Genomic DNA, 19,452 nt, shown 5'->3' on the forward strand with positions numbered 1-19,452 from the left:
TGAATACCTCCCCTCTTTCATTAACCTTTAAAAATATGAACAAAAAATGAATAAATTGTTACAAATTTTTGAACGTTATGTTATAATAATGTAAACACTTCCAAAAATTATTGAGGTGAGCTATATGGATATCCTGTTAATATTTTTATTGATATTTAGTGTCACACCCTTTGTTTTATGGGGAGATAATTGGAAAAAGACAGCTTTGATGCAAATTCCCTTTGTCTTTGCCGCATGGTTTACATTTATTAAGTATGTAACAGTAGGCATTGCACCAAGTGAAAATTACTTATGGATCTTCTTCTTAGCCAATTTAGTTTATGGACATATTGCTTTCACCATTATTTTACTAGAAATGAGAAAGTCACTAAAATTGCGTCAAAACTTTGTCCAATCTCAAGGATAAAGTGACTATACAAGCCAATATCACTTCACACTTTACAAGTCCTTACCTATCAAAAGGACAAATGAAAAGAAAGGGAGCCCTGCTCCCTTTCTTTTTTTTGTTTCACTCTGAATCCCTCGTCGGTTTACGACACAGTTAATAAATTATTCGACATAAAACTGGTACGAATCATTTACCAATCTAATGACTGTAATGTGCTTGCCATGCGCGCGGAAAGCGAAGTGTATTTTCCTGAGCAAGTTCTAGCACTAATCTAAAGGAAATAGAGTGATGTCTCTAGTTGTTTGATACCGTTTTCTCGAGTATAATTTATGTACATACATATTTAGAAAAAGAAAGAATTTGGAGGAGAAAAAATGAACATTGTTGTTGCCCCTGACTCTTATAAAGGAAGTTTATCTGCAAATGAAGTTGCATCAACTATCAAAGAAGCCATTCTTGATATAAGAGATGCGAACATTTCCACAAAGCCGATGGCAGACGGCGGAGAAGGTACGATTGCTGCCATTTTATCTGCAACGAACGGAAAAAAAATGGAGCTTACAACTGCTGGTCCATTAGGTGATCAAATTTCTACTTACTATGCTATATTAGATAATAAAGTTGCGATTATCGAAACAGCACTGCATGCAGGTTTATATCAAGTGCCTGATGACAAACGTAATCCAGATTTAACCACTACATACGGAATGGGTGAAGCAATTCTAGATACCTTAGATCAAGGATGTACATCTTTTATCATTGGTTTAGGAGGAAGTGCGACGAATGATGGAGGACTAGGTATGCTTCAAGCATTAGGATTAAAGGCTTTTGACAAGGATGGAAATCAAATTGGACCATATGGAAAAGACTTGTTACAACTGGATTCGATAGATATCACCCACTTAGACTCTCGACTTTTCGATGCAGATATTCGCATAGCGTGCGATGTCGACAACCCATTATGTGGACCAAAAGGTGCAAGTGCCATTTACGGACCTCAAAAAGGTGCAACGAATCAACAAATTCAACAATTTGACGACGCTTTATCTTATTTCGCTACCAAAATAGAAAGTGAACTTAATCAATCCTTGCAAAATGTACCCGGAGCTGGTGCTGCGGGAGGGTTAGGCTTTGCATTTTTGGCCTTACAAGCTAAGTTAGAATCAGGTGCCTCCTTAATAGCTAAAGCTATTCATTTAGAGGAAGCCATAAAGGAAGCTGATTTGGTATTCACTGGCGAGGGACAAAGTGATGAGCAGACACTTTTTGGGAAAGCACCAGGATTCGTTGCAGAACTTGCTAATCAACATCAAGTACCGACTATCCTTTTATCAGGTAGTCTTGGAGAGCGAAATGAAAAGTTAAGAGAAAAATTTGCTGGATGCTTCTCTATTGTGAACAAACCCCTAACTTTACAGGAATGTATGGATAAAAGTCAACATCTATTATTTGAACAAACAAAGCAAATTTTGACATTAATTGATCAAATTCGAGCAAGATAACTTGTGTCCCTATTATGTTTTTGCGATAATTTAAGTAAGAGAATACATAATTAGGAGGTCTTTTGCTTGAATAGCAGTTACCATAATACAAAATTGAAAGTTTTTTCCTTAAGTTCCAATATTGCTTTAGCGGAAGAAATCGCCAATCATATTGGAATTGAGCTAGGGAAATCATCTGTAAAAACGTTTAGTGACGGGGAAGTTCAAATAAATATTGAAGAAAGTATTCGTGGTTGTGATGTTTTCGTCATTCAATCTACTTGTAAACCAGTTGAAGATCATATGATGGAGTTGCTAATCATGATCGATGCTTTAAAGCGAGCTTCTGCTCGTTCCATTAATGTTGTCATGCCATATTATGGTTATGCACGTCAAGACCGTAAATCACGAGCCCGTGAACCCATTACAGCAAAACTTGTTGCGGATTTGATACAAAAGGCTGGTGCAACTAGGTTAATCTCGATTGACCTTCACGCACCTCAGGCACAAGGTTTCTTCAACATACCAGTCGATCCGATTACGGCTATCTATACCATTGGAGATTATCTTTTAGAAAAATATCTTGAGGATGTCGTAGTGGTGGCACCTGATCACAGCAGTGTTTCACGTGCGAGAAGATTAGCAGATCAATTAAAAGCACCGATTGCTATTGTAGACCGGCGCGGCCCAAATGAAAATGCTTCTACTATTAGCATAGTAGGAGATGTTGCTGATAAAACGGCAGTTATTTTAGACGATATTATTGACACAGGCAGCCGAATTGAGTCAAGTGCCAGAGCTTTGTTTGAGCATGGATCAAAAAAAGTGTATGCATGTACGACACACCCCGTTTTATCAGAACAAGCAGTTGAACGAATAGCATCCTCTGATTTATCAGAGCTGATTGTCACGAACACGATTCCATTAGCCGAAAATCAAAAAATCGAAAAAATCACACAATTATCTGTTGCACCAATTGTAGCAGAAGGAATTATTCGATTATATGAACAACAATCTGTAAGCTCCTTATATACCTAAGCATGTGGATCCCTCCACATGCTTTTTTATATCCACAAACGCCCCATTTTATCACGGTGAACAATCATCCATAAAACCCCCATTGATGGAAGTCTCTTTTTATAGATGCACACCTATATAGGCGGATGCATATTCTACAAATAGAAATACCTATCCATATTTTCCAATTGGGTTTTACAGAAAGGGGGAGTTATTATGCATCATCGATTTAATACGCAAAAAATCATCACCATTTCTTCCCCATTATGCTTATTACTATTATGGGAAATTTTCTCACAAATGAATATTTTAGACTCTCGATTTTTCCCTCCGCCTACTTTAATTCTGCAAACATTATGGGATATGGCAGAATCAGGAGAATTATTTAAACATATAACAGTAAGTCTAACTCGGATTTTATTCGGTTTTTTATTAGGGGTTATACCAGCTATTTGTATTGGATTATTAATGGGGATGTACAAATTTATGAAATATACTTTTTCCCCAATTATTATGATCTTCATGCCTATTCCAACATTAGCTATGCTGCCTATTATTCTCATTTTATTCGGGATTGGTGAATTTTCCAAAATGGTAACCATCGCCATCAGTGTCTTTTTTCCTGTTGCGATTAATACAGCAGCTGGAGTTGCCAACATTGACCAAATTTATGTAGATATAGCTAAAAACTATCAAGCTAATGCTAAAGATTTCTTCTTTAAAATTGCTTTACCGGGTTCCCTCCCCGTTATGTTAGAAGGGATTCAAATGGGGCAGGCTATTGCTTTATTAACCATTGTAGCAGCTGAAATGATTGGAGCAACGTCAGGAATAGGCTACTTAATTTGGATGAACTATAAAGCATTCTTGCTACCTGAAATGTATGTTGGGTTAATTCTAATTTCATTTTTTGGCTACTTTTTCTCTCTTGTCTTACGTGGACTCGAACGAAAATTATTGCCTTGGAAATAGGGTAGAATCAGGGGGGGTATTCATGTCGAAAATTCTGTTAGAACATTTATCAAAGCGATTTATTCGAGGAAACCGATTTATTGATGCACTAGAAGACATTACTTTGTCCATTGAAGAAGGTGAATTTGTTTGTCTTTTAGGACCTAGTGGATGTGGAAAAACCACGTTACTCCGAATTTTAGCCAATATCGAAAAGCCTAGCACTGGTCATGTAGAAATCCAAAGCTCTCCTAAAAACCGTCCACTACAGTCTATGATCTTTCAAGAAAGTGGTGTCATCCCATGGTTAACAGTGGAAGAAAATGTGGCGTTCGGGTTAAAAATGCGTCATCTGCCAAAATTTTATATAAAAGAACGTACTAATCAATACTTAAAAAAAGTCGGATTAACGAAATTTCGCCGACTATATCCGAAGGAACTATCTGGTGGAATGAAGCAGAGAGTCAGCATCGCTCGTGCCTTTGCTAATGATCCTGAAATTTTATTGATGGATGAACCCTTTGCCGCACTTGATGAACAAAATAAGTTTATTTTACAGGAAGAGTTATTAACCATTTGGCAAGAGACAAGAAAGACCGTCTTATTTATCACACATAGTATCGACGAAGCACTACTTCTAAGTGATCGCATTTTACTCATGAGCTCACAACCAGGACGAATTGTAAAAGACATTACAATTGATATGAAAAGACCGCGAACAATAGAAAAAGTTCGCTCAGATCCCGTAATGACAGACACCTTTTTAAATATATGGGATCATTTACAAAACGAAGTGAAACAAACTCGCTCAGACAATTAAACATTTTTAAAGGAGGTTTTAAGATGAATAAAGTGATGACAATCTTTATACTGTTAAGTTGTTTTAGCTTCATGGCTGCTTGTCAATCCTCAGGGACCAATAACTCCAATCAAAGTGATGATGGCCTAACCGCTCTAGAGGAAACAGCCAAGGTGGTCATTGCAGAAGATGGCTCTGCATCTGGTGCTGGTTTTTATATTGCAAAAGATAAAGGTTATTTTGATGAGTATAATATTGAAGTCGAATTTGCTACATTTGGTAACAGTGATGAAATGCTACCTGCTGTTGCCTCAGGAGAAGTAGACGTTGCAGGTGGAATTTCTTCGGCATCTTTCTTCAATTCGATTGCGCAAGGGATTGATGTTCGGTTTATTGCAGACAAAGGACATAACAATCAAGGAAGTTCCTACTTTTCCTTTGTTGTAAGAGACGATCTGCAGGATGAAATAACAGATTATGAAGATGTGAAAGGAAAAAAGATAGCAGTATCCACTAAAAATGCAGTAGATGATTATATTTTCAACCAAATGCTAGATCATGCGGGAGTCTCACCTGAAGAGGTAGAGTTTGTCTTAATGTCTGACTTCAGCAATATGATGTCAGCTATGGGAAATAAACAAATTGATCTAGCCTTACAAATCGAACCATTAATTACACAAGGAGAAAATCAAGGAATTCATCGTAGATTTGGTGACACCACGGACTATGCACCGGAAGCACAAATTGCCATGGTACTAGGATCTCCTAAGTTTTTAACAGATAGAAGAGATGTGGCTGTTCGATTTATGGCAGCTTATTTAAAAGGTGTACGCGATTATCATGATGTCTTTATAAAAGGAACAGGAAATCAAGACGAAATCATTTCTATTATGGCAAATCATACTGCTTTAAAAGATAAAGAGCTCTGGACAGAAGTAGGGGTTACTGGACTAAATCCAGATGGAAGAATTTTTGAAGAAGATGTAAAAAATCAGTACGAATTTTATGATCAAAATGGTGCCATTAAAGGAGATTTAGACTTTGATAAAATTATCGATATGTCTCTCGTGGAAGAGGCCATCGAAATCATTGGGACATATGAATAAATAAAGTGAGACTTCCATCAGTAGGAGGGTATTCATCCCCCACTGGTGGTATAGTTTTCTGATCCAGTAAAAAAATTCATAATACGTCGATTCTATGAGGATCAAACTTTCGAAAATCAGATCCACACTACTAGCGGAGACAACATACGTAGACTCCAGCTGGAACAGCACCAGCTGAAGTTCCCGCAGGTAGCGTACTTTGCTGCCGAGGAAGCTGAAGCGGTGCCCGCGGAAAGCGAAGTGTGTTGGCGGAGCTTGTTATAGCAGTGTCAAAAATGAGGAAGATATAAGCACTCCTAAATAAGCAACAACCTTTTTGAAAACAGTCATAATAAAGAGCTATAGATTCGGCTTCTTTTCCTTATATGTTAATATATAGAAAAAGGAGAAGGAGGATGGAAAATGGAAGTCTTAGAAGCTATTCAGCACCGACGTGAAATAACAAAATATAAACCAACACCTATTAAACAAGAAGTATTGCAGAAGGTTGTGGAAGCTGCTTATTTTGCACCAACCGGAAATAACCTGCCTTCAAAAGATATCATAGTGGTTACCGATAAGCAGTTATTAAAGGAATTGGGAGATACGACACCATTTATGCCATGGATAAAAGACGCACAAGCTGGGATAGCTATTACTGGCCGGCCTGATATTAGCAAGTATTGGCTGCAAGACAGCTCCATAGCATCAGGATACTTATGGCTAGAAGCCGTCAATCTGGGATTAGGCGGAGCATTCGGTGCTGTCTATCATGCAGAAGACCCAGAAGAATCAGAGCGCAGAGAAAATCATGCACGCCGAACGTTATCCATTCCCGATGATCGGAGAGTTTTAGCTATTATTGGTCTTGGTTATCCAGCTGAGAATAAGGCACCCAAAACAAAAATTGAAAGAACAGAAATGATACATTATAATCAGTTTTCATAATATAAAAGATGGCCTCTTTAGAAACAAGAGCGCCATCTTTTTCATGATTATTAATATATTAAACTATTTTTGATTTGTCATCAGATGATTTTCATACACTACATCATATAAATCTTTATAAGCTACATGCTTTTCTTTTAATTGAGTGGGAGACTCAAGTCCTGCTGCTGCTGAGAGATTATACAAACCTTCTCTGATAGAAATGACATAATTCGTGACACGATAGGACTTTTCTTCAATATTTAAAGCTTGTTGGAGTTTAGGATTTGTCGTTGCGACTCCAACCGGGCAATGATTAGTATGGCAAACTTGTGCCATGATACATCCTGTTGTGATCATAAATGCTCTTGCAAGCTGCACTAAATCTGCTCCAAGTGCTAAAACAAAGGCGATACGGTCTGGCGTAAATAACTTGCCGGATGCAATAATTTTAACATCTTCTCGAACCCCTGCTTGAATGAGTGCTTGATGTAAAATCGGAATAGCGGATTTAATAGGCAGTCCAACACTATCTGTTAATTCTTGATAAGTTGCACCTGTCCCGCCTTCTCCACCATCAACTGAAATAAAATCAGGTTTTTTCCCTGTTTCTTTCATCGCATTAGCTAATTCCTGTACATCATTCTCTTGTCCAACAACGATTTTAATACCTACTGGTTTTTCTGCCACATCCCGAATTTTTTCAATAAAATCCAGCATTCCATAAACATCGTTAAACTCTCGAAAACGGTTTGGACTGTCACTTTCCTGAAATGGTTCAATGTTACGGTTACGAGCAACTTCTTCTGTTACCTTAGCCGCTTCTAAATGACCACCTCTTGTTTTAGCACCTTGAGCGAGCTTTAGTTCAAATGCTTTTACTTGTTCAACCGATGCTTTCTTTTTTAATTCTTCCCATGACATTTCCCCGTTTTTAGTACGTACCCCATACAATGCGGGGCCAATTTGCATTATTAAATCAACATTCCCTTTCAAATGATAATCGGAAATACCACCTTCTCCGGTGTTCATCCACGTTCCACCTGCACGTCCAAGCCCAATCGATAATGCAGTGATTGCTCTATCACCTAATGCACCATAGCTCATGCCTGACATCCCTACCAAGCCTTTCACATGAAAAGGATGATTTGTTTTTTCTCCAATGACTACCTCATTCTTCTCTCCTAATAAATAAGGAGATACCTTTTTGCCCTTGCGATGCTCTTTACGTGAGAATAAATTTTCTTTTTCAATATGATAGACTTTCGTTTTCACTGATGGTTGATGTTCAATCGATAATTCATTTTCTAATTTGGGAAACATCGTATTTTTTATGTAATAACCAGGTTGATCAAAATCCCGCTTCGAACCAAAACCTAACAAACGATTCTTATATTTCGCAGGAATCACAATATCCTGATAATCCTTTCTAGAAAATGGCTTCCCTGTTTCATCCTCTGTAAAAAGGTATTGTCTTAATTCGGGGCCAATGCTTTCTAAAAAATAACGAACTCTTCCAATAAGGGGATAATTTCTCAGAACAGCATGTCTCTTCTGATTTCGATCTACAAAAAATCCGAATAGCATAAATACTGCTGGAATAAATAGAATGATTAAAACGATAATTAATAAAATAACAGAAGCGATATCCGCCATAATTTTTCCTCCTACTGACAATCTTCATACAGTCTATTATAGCATCTAGCTTGATTCATTTTTACTAATAAAAAGAAATAAGTCCCAGTTTTCATTACTGAGACTTGTTAATAGTGAAAATATTGGACGTATGGAACTAGATTAAATAATTCCATTTTAAATAAGGAAATCGTATTTTTTTAATCCTTTCTATTTGATTCATTAAGTACATCCCCTTTATTCGATAAATTGGAAACAGAATGCTATATGTATGAAATCTTGTTGTTGCAGTTCAAATTTTAGGAGTAAGAAAGGTTCGTCCTCCCCTTGATGATTTTTATACATTATTTCCTCTATCACAGGCGTTACTGTCTCTTTATCAAATACTATTCGTAATGTTGCACCCTCTCCAAAAAATGCGATGAAATCTTCCTCTATTTTATATGGCATCGTCTCCATCACAAACTGCTCCACGATTTGTATAGGTTTATTAGTAAATTGAAATGTATCTTTCATGATCAGTTCTGGTTCTCCATCTTTACTCCAGTAGAATGTTCGTTTGAATTGTTTTAACGTTGGATCGTTATAAGCTTGATCAAGGTTTAAACTAAATGTTTCTGCCTTTTCTGACTCCTCCATTAATACCTCTGTTGCAGCATACTCCTTACCAGGGGGTTGGACAGCATGATTAATGATCGGGATTGAATGACCTCTTGCACTGTTGCATATAAATTCATATCTTTTATCACTAAAATAATTTCTATTATACTGCCCCGCTCCTAAATCCCTCAAGAAAAGCTGATTTCCTCCAAATAAAATGAAATGACCTACATCGTTATGGTTGTGAGGTTCATCGTTATGTCCTCCTTTTGCCGAGAAGGAAAACGGCTTATCCTTCCATCTTCTTCTTGATATAAAAATAGAAGAGTCTGCAAAGTAATTAGTAGTGGCAGACCAACCCTGTTCTTTTAACGTGGTGTCATACCATATTAACTCACGAAATGCAGGTGCCCATCTCCCGCAATGATCAATGATCTCCTCTTGAGCAATAGAGACTCTCGGCACTTGTACTTCGGAGAAATATTTTTGAAGACGGTGTGTAAAACCTAACATAGGTTTTACTCTATTAGACGGGGCATCAGAATAATGAATGACCACATCATCTGCTAGAAAAATTCTTTGCTGAAATAAGGCAATTTGTTTTACTTTATCTTGGTTTAAGAGGTTGACTTGTTCATTGGAAGTTACCGCTAAAAGATCTGAAAAATACACAAAATAACCGAATCCGTATTGCCAATAGCCATATCCCTCTGTACAAGCTCCATCCGCTTCAAACCCCTGTAAATAGTACTTTAACGCATGAAAAACACGTGTCAGAATCTCCTCTTGACGATCCTTATCCTCTTCAATATATAGGCATGCCATACCAATCGAACCAGCGCATACTGCAGACCAATTATGTGTTGCTGTCTCCCAATGAAAAGGTCCATTTTTTAAAAAATTGGTTAAGACTCTTCGATCTACTTCTATCTTCACCTTGTCTATTAAAAAAGGATCCATAAGATCTGCAAATAAATACGTCATTTCAGCCAAAGTGAATGCAGTTTCTGATGCAAATAAATCAACGGTATATGGAAGATATGAGCCTTTTTTATATTCTTCAAATGATTGTTCTTCTAATGATGGATTAATATGAGCTGGCAGGCACCACGTGAACTCATTACACACTTGCCATATCTCTTCTTCTAATGCGCTTACATATTTTCGTTCATTCGGATAGAGGTAAGCTAACAAGCCAAATGTTGTTAATCGCTTTCTTCTTTCAAAATAAACATCCTCATATCCTTGACGATCTCCATTTTTCCTAAATTGTCGATACAACTCAAATGATAAGTTCGGCTTCGACGACTCTTCCAAAAAAGCGTCTCCCATTTGCTCAATGTATTGCTTGATTCTTTCCATATGGGCATCTGCGTTTTTGCTCATAACATGGAACAAATTCCTTCTATTTATTTTAACATTCAACTTCTACCCACTCCTATCCAACTTTCCAAGATAAATGTGTTTTATCCTATACGCTTTTAAATATAAAATCTTATACGATAACTAACATTTAAATAAATATAGTCTGCAATTTCCTTCTAAGATAGTTTTGATTCTAAACGGAATAATACATAATGACAAGCGCTTCATACATCTTAATCATCTTTTTTTAAATTCTAACAACTTATAAAAGTCAAGGTCCATATCAAACGCTAATTAATAAAAAACAGCCAAATCTGCTTCGATTTGACTGTTTCTAGAGTGTTGAGTTAACGGACTACAGCTGGTCCTGCCAACATCTCAGGTTGTTCCCCTAATATTAATTTACAAATATAATCATAGCTAACATGTTTATGACTTTCTAAGAGCCGCTTGACAGCATCAAAATCTCGGTCGTATTTCAGTTTATTTATTTCTTGTTCATAGATCGTTAATACATAACTATCCTGATCCGTGGGACTGAAGTTACTAGGGTCGTCACCATTTAACAAGCAACCCATGTATTGAAATCCATATTGTAACTGTCTCGTTAATTGAATGGCATGGATAAATTTTTGATATGATATAGGGTTTTCTGATTTTAATTGGTTAATGGCATGTTTCGCCTGATACAACTCTTGTATATTAGTTGAAATAATCATGATATCGCTCCTTTTAAATATTAATCCCAAGGTTTACTTAAAGAAAGCTTTGATTTAAGGTCAATATTTTGCTCCCTTTTTACATTACGAATTTTAATCCTTTCTCCACCTGTTTCATGCAAATACTTTTCTTCGTCTGATTCAGGTAACACGACTGGAACTTTCACTGGCCGTTTATCAGCTCCTAATGCAACAAAGGTAAAAAATGCAGTAGCAGCAAACCTTCTATCACCAGTTTCCAAATCTTCTGCAATAACTTTACAAAAAATTTCCATAGAACTTTTTCCTGTATAAGTAACAAAGGACTCAATACATACAGAATCACTTTGGCGAATAGGCTCAAGAAAATGAACAGAATCTGTTGAGGCTGTGACACATTCTTTTATTCGAGAATGCCTTCTAGCGGAAAGTGTCGCACACGCATCCATTTTCTTCATTAATACACCACCAAATAATGAATGGTAATTATTTAAATCGTTTATTAATACTTGATCGGTTTGTACAACACGAGTATCTTTCATTTTTTTTGCTTCCATATGAGGTCACTCCTATTATTTACATATAGTAATGTCTTAAATTGCTTACAATTTCATTATAATCCTCGCTATCTTCACAAGTACAATACCGATCCATTATCCTCTTCATAACAAAAATACATGGAAGCGAACACAAAGAAAACTCGGTGATTGCTGAGCCTTTGGCGACAGCAGAGCCGTAGTTGCACTTATCTATCTTCCTAATCGTGGCATCTACGTCGAATTCACTTCATCGGTAACACGATATAAATTCTCATTTTCCTCACAGGAATAGCTGATAAAGCAAAAAATGGGCAAAATTCAGGTGGTGAGTTAGGAACTACCTGAATTTTGCCCATTTAGGAGCTGCTATGTAGCAATTTTTCTTTTGCAAAAGCTATAAATTTTTTATTTGTTTGTGATAAATAAGAGTCTTTTTTCCATATAAAAGCAAGGTTCCATTCTATAACAGGGTGTACGACGGGAACTGTTGTGATCTTACTCGTTAATTCCTTGCTCGTACTTTCCGGCAAAAGGGTTACTCCAACATTAGATGCTACCATTTCTTCGATAAAATCTAATTGTGACGTCTCTGATATAATCTTAGGATGAAAACCTATTTCCTTGCATGCATTCATAATCCGGTTTCGTAATTCAAAATCTTGATTAAACATTATAAAAGATTGATCTTTTAACTCTTTTAGCGATATTTGTTTCTTTCCTGCAAATGGGTGACTAGTTGGCACAACAAGTGTCAGCGTTTCTTTTACGAATGTATAATAATCGAACATGTTCTGGCTATTAGTTAGCACAACGACACCACAATCAAGACTTCCATTAGAGATTTTCTCTTCTACTATTCTTGATCCATTTTCTTCTAACTGAAAAGTGACAGCTGGATATTCCCGATGAAAAGCTGCAATCAGTTCTGAAAAAAAGAACGAATTAACAACTGTTGGAAGTCCTATACGTATATGACCTGTCTTTAATGTTTGGAGTTGTTCCAATTCCATTTCTAAGCTTTCGATTTGCTCTGTAATAATAGATGCATATTTATATAATACTTCACCAGCGTCAGTTAAAAGTATTTTTTTTCGAGAGCGAATAAATAATGAAACACCCAATTCATCTTCTAAAGACTTAATAATTCTACTCAGGGCAGGTTGAGTAATATATAAATTATCTGCTGCTTGCGTGAAATTTGTTGTATTCGTTACTTCAATAAAATACTGCAAATGTTTAATATCCACCAGCAAGCTCCTTTCGTTGTCTTTATATGTAATTTTAATATTAAACTAATTTAGACAACGATTAAATGTAAATGATTAGTCCAGCCAACTAGTCACCTCGTCTAAAACGTATTTAAAGTTTTCACGTCCCTTATTCACTAGGTTATAACGAGCTTGTTCAAATTTTCCTTCTAACATTAATTCAGCATTTACATCTTTTATTTCACTAAAATGATCCCAAGCCTGTTCAAATTGATCTAAATAAACTTGATCCTGTTGAGATAAGGAAATTTCCCTCATATTTTTTATACTTTCACGAAGTTGTTGTTCTGCTTTTTCTTTTTTGTCATTCCAATTTAATATTTCTTGATGATCTTCTGATTGAATCATGTTCATCATAATACCGCGAACTGTTAAAGCTTGCTCTAACAGCATTTCAATTTTATTTTGATGAGTGTGAGTACTACTCGCATCAGGGAGTTTAAATTGAGAAACGACAGCTGATAACGTATTCGTATACTCTACTGTTTCCTGTATAGATTGGTTCATTCCATCTATATTCGTTTGTTGCTCATTGACAGACGTTAAAATGGCATCACTCCCAGCAGAAATTTCTTCTATAATAGCTGTCGTATGATTGAGTGAATCGGTAATTTTTTCCGTGCTTTCTGATAATTTAACTCCTTCATTATTTGTACGTTTTATCTGTGATTGAATTTGTGTTAATTCTTCTTCCACTACATCAAATGCTTTGTTAGAATTTGAAATACTATCAGACCCTTTTTGCACCAATTCTAAAACAGCATTCGTCCTATTAGATGTGTGATTAATTTCATCTAATAGACTAGATACCAGTGCTTCAATTTTTTCTGTCGCCTGTTTGGATTGTGAAGCTAACTTTCCAACTTCACCCGCTACAACAGAGAAACCTTTACCATGCTCTCCTGCCCTGGCTGCTTCAATGTTTGCGTTCAATGCTAGTAAATTTGTCTGTTCTGCGATATCTCTTATCACATTGGAAATAGTTGAAATCTCTTGAGATGCATCTAATAACTGATTCATCCCGATTTCATTATTTTTACTTTCGCTTTCTAACTTACTCATCATATCAACGGATTCCTTTACAGAATCACGTCCATTATGAACAGCCGCCTTCACAGATTGACTGGAACTCATAATATTGTCATTTTGATCGACTAATTCTTCCGCAAATTGATGGATACCGTTCATTTCTTCTGCAATCAACGTAGATTCTTCTGCCGAATGTTGAATCCCTTGTGTTAACTCATTCAATGTTTCGTTGATAGAATGAATAGAATAGGTGATATTTTGTGATTTATCAGATATAACAAGAACACGATCATGAACCTTTGTCGATGATTTACTCACCATATTGATTAGATTTTTTAATCCAGCGATTGTCTTTCGTATCATCCCATTAGTTGAATGATTATCATTAGAAGAAGCTACATTCGATAATCGAATACTTAAATCCCCTTCGGCTACCTTTGATAATATAAACTGAACATCCTGCTTATTCCTCTTCTTAGTAAATAATCTATTGACCACTAGCCCCACGCTCCTCATATATCTAAATCAGTCTATCTTGTATAAAATATGACATATTACCTGGTAAATATGACTCATTATCATTATAAATGTTTAGACATGGAAATCTATGTTTTCGTTATATTAGCTAACATAAACAGCTAAAATTAAAAAAGTAACGTGAGGCTTTCATCATAAAAAGATCTACAACTTATCGACAAATTGCTGGTATGAATGGTCTACTTGATTCGGCAAATGTTCATGATCAAATTCATGGTAAATGAGCATATTTTTAGTAGATCTAATCTTATTATAGACAGCAAATTGTGTGGATGGGGGACACATGACATCACGCATCGCTATTACCCATTCCACACTTGCTTGGATTCGATCTGCTAAATGTTGAATATCAATGTAGCCCAACTTCATAAAAATTTTCTGATGGTTTTGATGAGTTGGATCAAAACAACGGAAAAAATATCGAATCTCTTTATATGCCGTGTTATGGATATCCATATGCCATACTCGCTCATAGTCAGATAAAAACGGATATACAGCATATACATGTTTAATAGAAGGCTCTAATGCAGCGCATGCTATCGCTAATGCTCCACCCTGTGATTGACCATATACTCCGATTCTATCAGGATCTACTCCTTCTATAGTTTTTAAAATTCTCACCGTTTGTACTGTATCCAAAAATACCTGCCGATAATATAAAGAATCCGCATTTTTATCATCTAATCCTCGTATAATATGTCCACGTACCGTTGTGCCAGTGGTTAATAAATTATCTTCCGATAAACCGCCCTGTCCCCTGCAATCCAGTGCTATAACAGTAATTCCTTGTGCAGCATAAGCGAGTTTATCTAACCAATCACCACTATTTACCGTATATCCATGAAACATGACTACCGCTTGGCCTGTAGCTATGTGAGGAGAAGGCTTAACTAACTTTGCATGTACTTTCGCACCTCCTACCCCTTTAAAATATAAATGATAACAGGTGGCATATGCTGGCGAGAAAACTGCCTTTTTCAACTTATATTCTAGTGACTGCTTCTCCAATTCGTCTAATGCTCGGTCCCAGTAAGTATCAAAATCATTAGGCTTTGGATTGATCCCTTTATATGACTTTAATTCCTTGAATGACATGTCTACATGCATGCTTATTTCCCCCTATCTGCCCAAAAAATGTTAAAATCTATTAGTAAGTATTCTTACCGTATTATACCATCAAACATGAAAGCATATATTGGAAAAAGGAGAGGTGAATTGTGTCAGAAGTAGATAATTATATCGAAAATGTAGATAAAAAATGGAAAGATTCTTTTATTTCACTCAAAAAGGTCATCGATGAACATATTCCTTCAGGCTTTCAACTAGAAATGCAATATGGCATGCCTTCTTATGTCGTGCCACTAGCTACTTTCCCAAATGGATACCATTGCAAAGAAGATACCCCGTTGCCTTTTATCAGTATTGCTGCACAAAAGAAACATATTGCCTTATATCATATGGGGATCTATGCTGATAAAGAATTGCTTGATTGGTTTCAAAAGGAATACCCAAAGCATATGACGACAAAATTAAATATGGGAAAAAGCTGTATTCGATTTACAAACCGTAAGAAAATACCATTTGAACTAATTGGCGAACTAGTTTCCAAAATGTCAGTTGAGGAGTGGGTTGATAGGTATCAAGCTAAATTATGATTAAACACCTCTCAATAAATCCATTATGAACTATTACAAAACTCGGATGGTATATGACCACCCGAGTTTTGAACATGATTTTTTTATTTTTTTTCGATGTGAAATAGAACATCTTGTCCTGCAGCTGCTTGTTGCTCGGAGATTTTGCTAGTTGCAGAGAAGTCATCACCGTTCAGTAAAATGATTGGTGTAATGGTTTTGTAGCCTTTTTCGGATACAGCATCCAAATCAAATGCAGCTAACGCATCTCCTTTTTTTACCTTTTGGCCGTTATCTACTTTAATGTCAAATCCGTCCCCATCTAACTGGACCGTTTCTAACCCCATATGGATTAGTATTTCTGCACCGCCATCTGTCCGCATACTAATCGCATGCTTTGTTTTGAACACATCGACTACTTCTCCATCAATGGGAGATACGACTTCATTGCAAGACGGTTCGATCGCAATCCCATCTCCCATCATTTTTTGAGAGAATACTTGGTCCGGTACTTCCTCTAACGGGACAATTTTTCCTGTTAATGGTGCTACTAAATCTGTATTTACTTCTTTTTTCTTAAACAATTTTTTAAACATAACCGCTTTCCCTCCATGTCATGACTTACTGTCTATTATTACTTCTACCCCATAATGATCTGAAATAATCGCTTTATTCCGACCATTAAAGATAACATTCGACAATCTTACACCATTTTCGCAGTTTGTGAAAATAAAATCAATCCGTTTATCTGATTTGTTGGTTTCCCATCCCGCAATATTACCAGAAACGGTAGTACCTTCATCCTTCTCTTCAGCTAAAGTATATGTATCGTGCCAGCCATTGCTTGTCAAATAATCGTATCCTTCTGCTCGTTTTTGCGCTTCATTATTAAAATCCCCCATTAAAAAGACATGGTGATCCTTGTTCACTGCATGCATTAACTGATCCATCTGGTACTTTGCAGGTTCCTCTTCATCATGCCACCAGCCGAGGTGACAAGAAAAGAAAGAATAGAACTTATCTTGAATCAAAATATCTGCTTGTAAACCAATTCTTGTTTTCCAAAATCGCACATCATTAGATTTCGTTAAAACATGTGTTTTGATTTGTTCTATTGGGTGTTTCGTAATAATAGCAATTCCTTCCTCATACACATCAAAAGCCATATGAGCACAGTCCCAAAAAAATTGATATTGTTTGGAACCTAACTCATGCAGTTTTTCCACTACAACAGCAGCATAGTTGCCTTCTTTTATAGGTTTATGCATGATAGGAGCATCCTCTTTTTGGCTGACCTCTTGTAGTGCAATAACATCATATTGATTTTCATGTATTGTATTTGCTAAAGTTTGTATTTTTTCCATTTGATTATCTTCTTGCCATGAATGACAATTAATCGTTAACAATTTCATTCTTAGTAGTCCCCCAAATAATCCTGCACCTCTGATTTCATTACATCTGCTTTTGGTCCATATATGGCTTGTACTCCTTTATCCTTTAATACAAGTCCTAATGCACCGGTTTTTTTCCATTCCGTTTCATCTTTTACTTCGTCCATATTATGAACAGTTACACGTAATCTTGTCATACAAGCATCTACATCTTCTATATTTTTCTTGCCACCTAATAATTGGACTACTCGAGCAGCGACCGTTTGTTCATCTTTTTCTCCTTGTTCTTCTTTTGACTCTTCCTTTTGTTCTGTACTTTCTTCATCTGTATAATTTCCAGCACGGCCAGGGGTAGGCAGATTCATTTTCTTAATCATAAAGTAAAAAACCGTATAGTTTAAAACAAAAAACACACCACAAACGATAAAATAGTTTATAACATCTTGCAACAACCCTGCATTTATAGTCATTGGCAATCTTGTAAGAAATTCAATATTACCAAAAGCATGGATTCTTAAATTTATAATATCCACTACTGCAAAACTTAAACCAGCTAAAACAGCATAGACTACATAAAGTAATGGCGCTGCAAACATAAACATAAATTCAATGGGCTCTGTGACACCTGTTAAAAATACAGCAAGACCTGCGGATAGGAACATTGATTTATATTTTGCCTTTTTTTCCTTGTCCACATTATGGTACATCGCAAGTGCTACACCAATTAATCCAGCAGATCCTAAGATCATTTGTCCCATTTTAAAACGGGCAGGTGTAACATCTTGTAGTAATTGGTTATATGCGTTTACATCTCCTGCTGCGATCAGGTTATTAAGATCAGAAATCCATGCAAGCCATAATGGATCTTGTCCTGCAACAATGTTTCCTGAACTGGATCCAGTTAGTACCGTATACGTTCCTCCTAATTCTGTATAATTGATCGGTACCGTTAACATGTGATGCAGACCAAATGGAAGTAATAACCTTTCTAATGTACCAAAAACAAATGGCGCTAATATAGGAGCAGAATCTCTTGAACCAGCAATCCAGCGACCAAAATCATTTAACAGCCCTTGAATAAATGGCCACGCAAAAGAAAGAATGATCGCAACTATTACGGACCATAAAATGACAACAAATGGAACAAACCTTTTTCCATTAAAAAAAGCTAACGCTTGCGGTAATTTGCTGAAATTATAATATTTATTAAACACATTTGCCCCAATAAAACCAGAGAGAATGCCAATAAATACCCCCATGTTTAAAGCAGGTGCTCCTAGAATCATCGTAAAGTAGTTGGCTACAATAAGCTCGTCGCCTAATAATGAAGTGGTGACAGCACCTGGATCGTTAACCATATCGCCGGTAACGCCAAAAATAGCACCGGTTACACGATTCATTAAAATGAATGCTAATAATGCAGCAAAAGCACCGCCAGCACGCTCTTTCGCCCATGATCCACCTATTGCTACGGCAAAAAGGACATGTAAGTTACCGATGATTGCCCAGCCAAGCTCTTCCATTACCCTTCCTATTGCAAGTAAGAACTGTATATCGCCGCCTGCCATAGCAACAACTTTTCCTAAAGAAATCATCACACCTGCAGCAGGCATCACGGCTACAACAACTAATAAAGCCTTTCCAAGCTTTTGCCAAAAATCAAATGACGCAAACTTCCCCATGATTCTCCCCCTCAATATATCTATATTAGTTTGAACAATCGTTTGCACTTATAATTCTACTCTACAGATATTATTTTTTCAACACCCTATACATTCAATTCTATCAATCACTTTATTTGTGATATCGCTTGCATTTAATGTATATATTAATTTTTGCAATACTTTAATAGAGCTGAATGTAGAGCTAATAGACATTTCTATCAGCAGTTTTGATCTGTTTTTTTATGTAAGGGCACTTTTATTCGCAGTTTTCTTTCTTTTTGCCTTTAAAACTATCATTAGAGCACTTCTATTCGCAGTTTTCTGTTCTTTTTGTCCTAAAAACTATCGTTAGAGCACTTCTATTCGTAGTTTCCTTTCTTTTTGTCCTAAAAACTATCGTTAGAGCACTTCTATTCGCAGTTTTCTGTTCTTTTTGTCCTGAAA

The 19,452-nt window shown here is 36.3% G+C and carries 18 protein-coding genes; 8 read left to right on the top strand and 10 right to left on the bottom strand.

The window, feature by feature from the left end; all coding sequences use genetic code 11:
- The first annotated feature begins 124 nt into the window (after window positions 1–124).
- From GHD00_RS09915 to GHD00_RS09945, 7 genes are all read left to right on the top strand, one after another.
- Entirely contained in the window at window positions 125–406 is a 282-nt protein-coding gene (locus tag GHD00_RS09915; RefSeq protein WP_163538006.1) for a spore morphogenesis/germination protein YwcE, read from the top strand.
- A 356-nt stretch (window positions 407–762) separates the two neighbouring features.
- On the top strand, window positions 763–1,890 hold the full coding sequence (locus GHD00_RS09920; RefSeq protein ID WP_163538007.1) for a glycerate kinase: 1,128 nt from the start codon (window positions 763–765) through the stop codon (window positions 1,888–1,890).
- 66 nt (window positions 1,891–1,956) lie between these two features.
- A complete protein-coding gene (locus tag GHD00_RS09925) occupies window positions 1,957–2,907 on the top strand; it encodes a ribose-phosphate diphosphokinase (protein ID WP_163538008.1) in 951 nt (316 codons plus the stop codon).
- A gap of 195 nt (window positions 2,908–3,102) precedes the next feature.
- A complete protein-coding gene (locus GHD00_RS09930) occupies window positions 3,103–3,858 on the top strand; it encodes an ABC transporter permease (protein WP_163538009.1) in 756 nt (251 codons plus the stop codon).
- Between the two features lie 22 nt (window positions 3,859–3,880).
- The gene (locus GHD00_RS09935) at window positions 3,881–4,657 is read left to right on the top strand and encodes an ABC transporter ATP-binding protein (protein WP_163538010.1); all 777 of its coding nucleotides are present in this window, start codon (window positions 3,881–3,883) and stop codon (window positions 4,655–4,657) included.
- A 71-nt stretch (window positions 4,658–4,728) separates the two neighbouring features.
- Window positions 4,729–5,742, top strand: a complete 1,014-nt coding sequence (locus GHD00_RS09940; RefSeq protein ID WP_481810385.1) for an ABC transporter substrate-binding protein — start codon at window positions 4,729–4,731, stop codon at window positions 5,740–5,742.
- Between the two features lie 402 nt (window positions 5,743–6,144).
- Window positions 6,145–6,669 (top strand): nitroreductase family protein, encoded by a 525-nt coding sequence (locus GHD00_RS09945; RefSeq protein WP_163538012.1) that lies wholly within the window; start codon window positions 6,145–6,147, stop codon window positions 6,667–6,669.
- Between the two features lie 63 nt (window positions 6,670–6,732).
- Here the strand turns inward: GHD00_RS09945 and GHD00_RS09950 are convergent, their stop codons facing one another.
- The 7 genes from GHD00_RS09950 to GHD00_RS09980 all read right to left on the bottom strand — a co-directional run bounded on the left by GHD00_RS09950 (window position 6,733) and on the right by GHD00_RS09980 (window position 15,426).
- A complete protein-coding gene (locus tag GHD00_RS09950) occupies window positions 6,733–8,304 on the bottom strand; it encodes an FMN-binding glutamate synthase family protein (RefSeq protein WP_163538013.1) in 1,572 nt (523 codons plus the stop codon).
- Window positions 8,305–8,520: 216 nt separating this feature from the next.
- The gene (locus tag GHD00_RS09955; protein ID WP_163538014.1) at window positions 8,521–10,308 is read right to left on the bottom strand and encodes a heparinase II/III family protein; all 1,788 of its coding nucleotides are present in this window, start codon (window positions 10,306–10,308) and stop codon (window positions 8,521–8,523) included.
- 287 nt (window positions 10,309–10,595) lie between these two features.
- Window positions 10,596–10,967 (bottom strand): hypothetical protein, encoded by a 372-nt coding sequence (locus GHD00_RS09960; protein ID WP_163538015.1) that lies wholly within the window; start codon window positions 10,965–10,967, stop codon window positions 10,596–10,598.
- 20 nt (window positions 10,968–10,987) lie between these two features.
- Complete coding sequence (locus GHD00_RS09965) at window positions 10,988–11,503, bottom strand: acyl-CoA thioesterase (RefSeq protein ID WP_163538016.1); 516 nt, start codon at window positions 11,501–11,503, stop codon at window positions 10,988–10,990.
- A gap of 338 nt (window positions 11,504–11,841) precedes the next feature.
- Window positions 11,842–12,732 carry a LysR family transcriptional regulator gene (locus tag GHD00_RS09970; protein WP_163538017.1) on the bottom strand — a complete coding sequence of 297 codons (891 nt, stop codon included), beginning with the start codon at window positions 12,730–12,732 and terminating at the stop codon, window positions 11,842–11,844.
- A 75-nt stretch (window positions 12,733–12,807) separates the two neighbouring features.
- A complete protein-coding gene (locus GHD00_RS09975; protein ID WP_163538018.1) occupies window positions 12,808–14,280 on the bottom strand; it encodes a methyl-accepting chemotaxis protein in 1,473 nt (490 codons plus the stop codon).
- Window positions 14,281–14,463: 183 nt separating this feature from the next.
- The gene (locus GHD00_RS09980; RefSeq protein ID WP_163538019.1) at window positions 14,464–15,426 is read right to left on the bottom strand and encodes an acetylxylan esterase; all 963 of its coding nucleotides are present in this window, start codon (window positions 15,424–15,426) and stop codon (window positions 14,464–14,466) included.
- A 110-nt stretch (window positions 15,427–15,536) separates the two neighbouring features.
- Between GHD00_RS09980 and GHD00_RS09985 the strand changes: the two genes are divergently transcribed.
- The gene (locus GHD00_RS09985; protein ID WP_163538020.1) at window positions 15,537–15,974 is read left to right on the top strand and encodes a DUF1801 domain-containing protein; all 438 of its coding nucleotides are present in this window, start codon (window positions 15,537–15,539) and stop codon (window positions 15,972–15,974) included.
- A gap of 83 nt (window positions 15,975–16,057) precedes the next feature.
- On the opposite strand, the gene GHD00_RS09990 is transcribed toward GHD00_RS09985, so the two are convergent.
- From GHD00_RS09990 to GHD00_RS10000, 3 genes are read right to left on the bottom strand one after another with little or no spacing between them, the layout of a single operon-like run.
- Window positions 16,058–16,549 (bottom strand): PTS sugar transporter subunit IIA, encoded by a 492-nt coding sequence (locus GHD00_RS09990; protein ID WP_163538021.1) that lies wholly within the window; start codon window positions 16,547–16,549, stop codon window positions 16,058–16,060.
- An 18-nt stretch (window positions 16,550–16,567) separates the two neighbouring features.
- Window positions 16,568–17,365, bottom strand: a complete 798-nt coding sequence (locus tag GHD00_RS09995; protein WP_163538022.1) for an endonuclease/exonuclease/phosphatase family protein — start codon at window positions 17,363–17,365, stop codon at window positions 16,568–16,570.
- Between the two features lie 2 nt (window positions 17,366–17,367).
- Entirely contained in the window at window positions 17,368–19,026 is a 1,659-nt protein-coding gene (locus tag GHD00_RS10000; protein WP_163538023.1) for a PTS transporter subunit IIBC, read from the bottom strand.
- Between the last annotated feature and the right edge of the window lie 426 nt (window positions 19,027–19,452).

The sequence above is a fragment of the Gracilibacillus sp. YIM 98692 genome (assembly GCF_010993965.1).
Classification (GTDB): Bacteria; Bacillota; Bacilli; order Bacillales; family Amphibacillaceae; genus Gracilibacillus.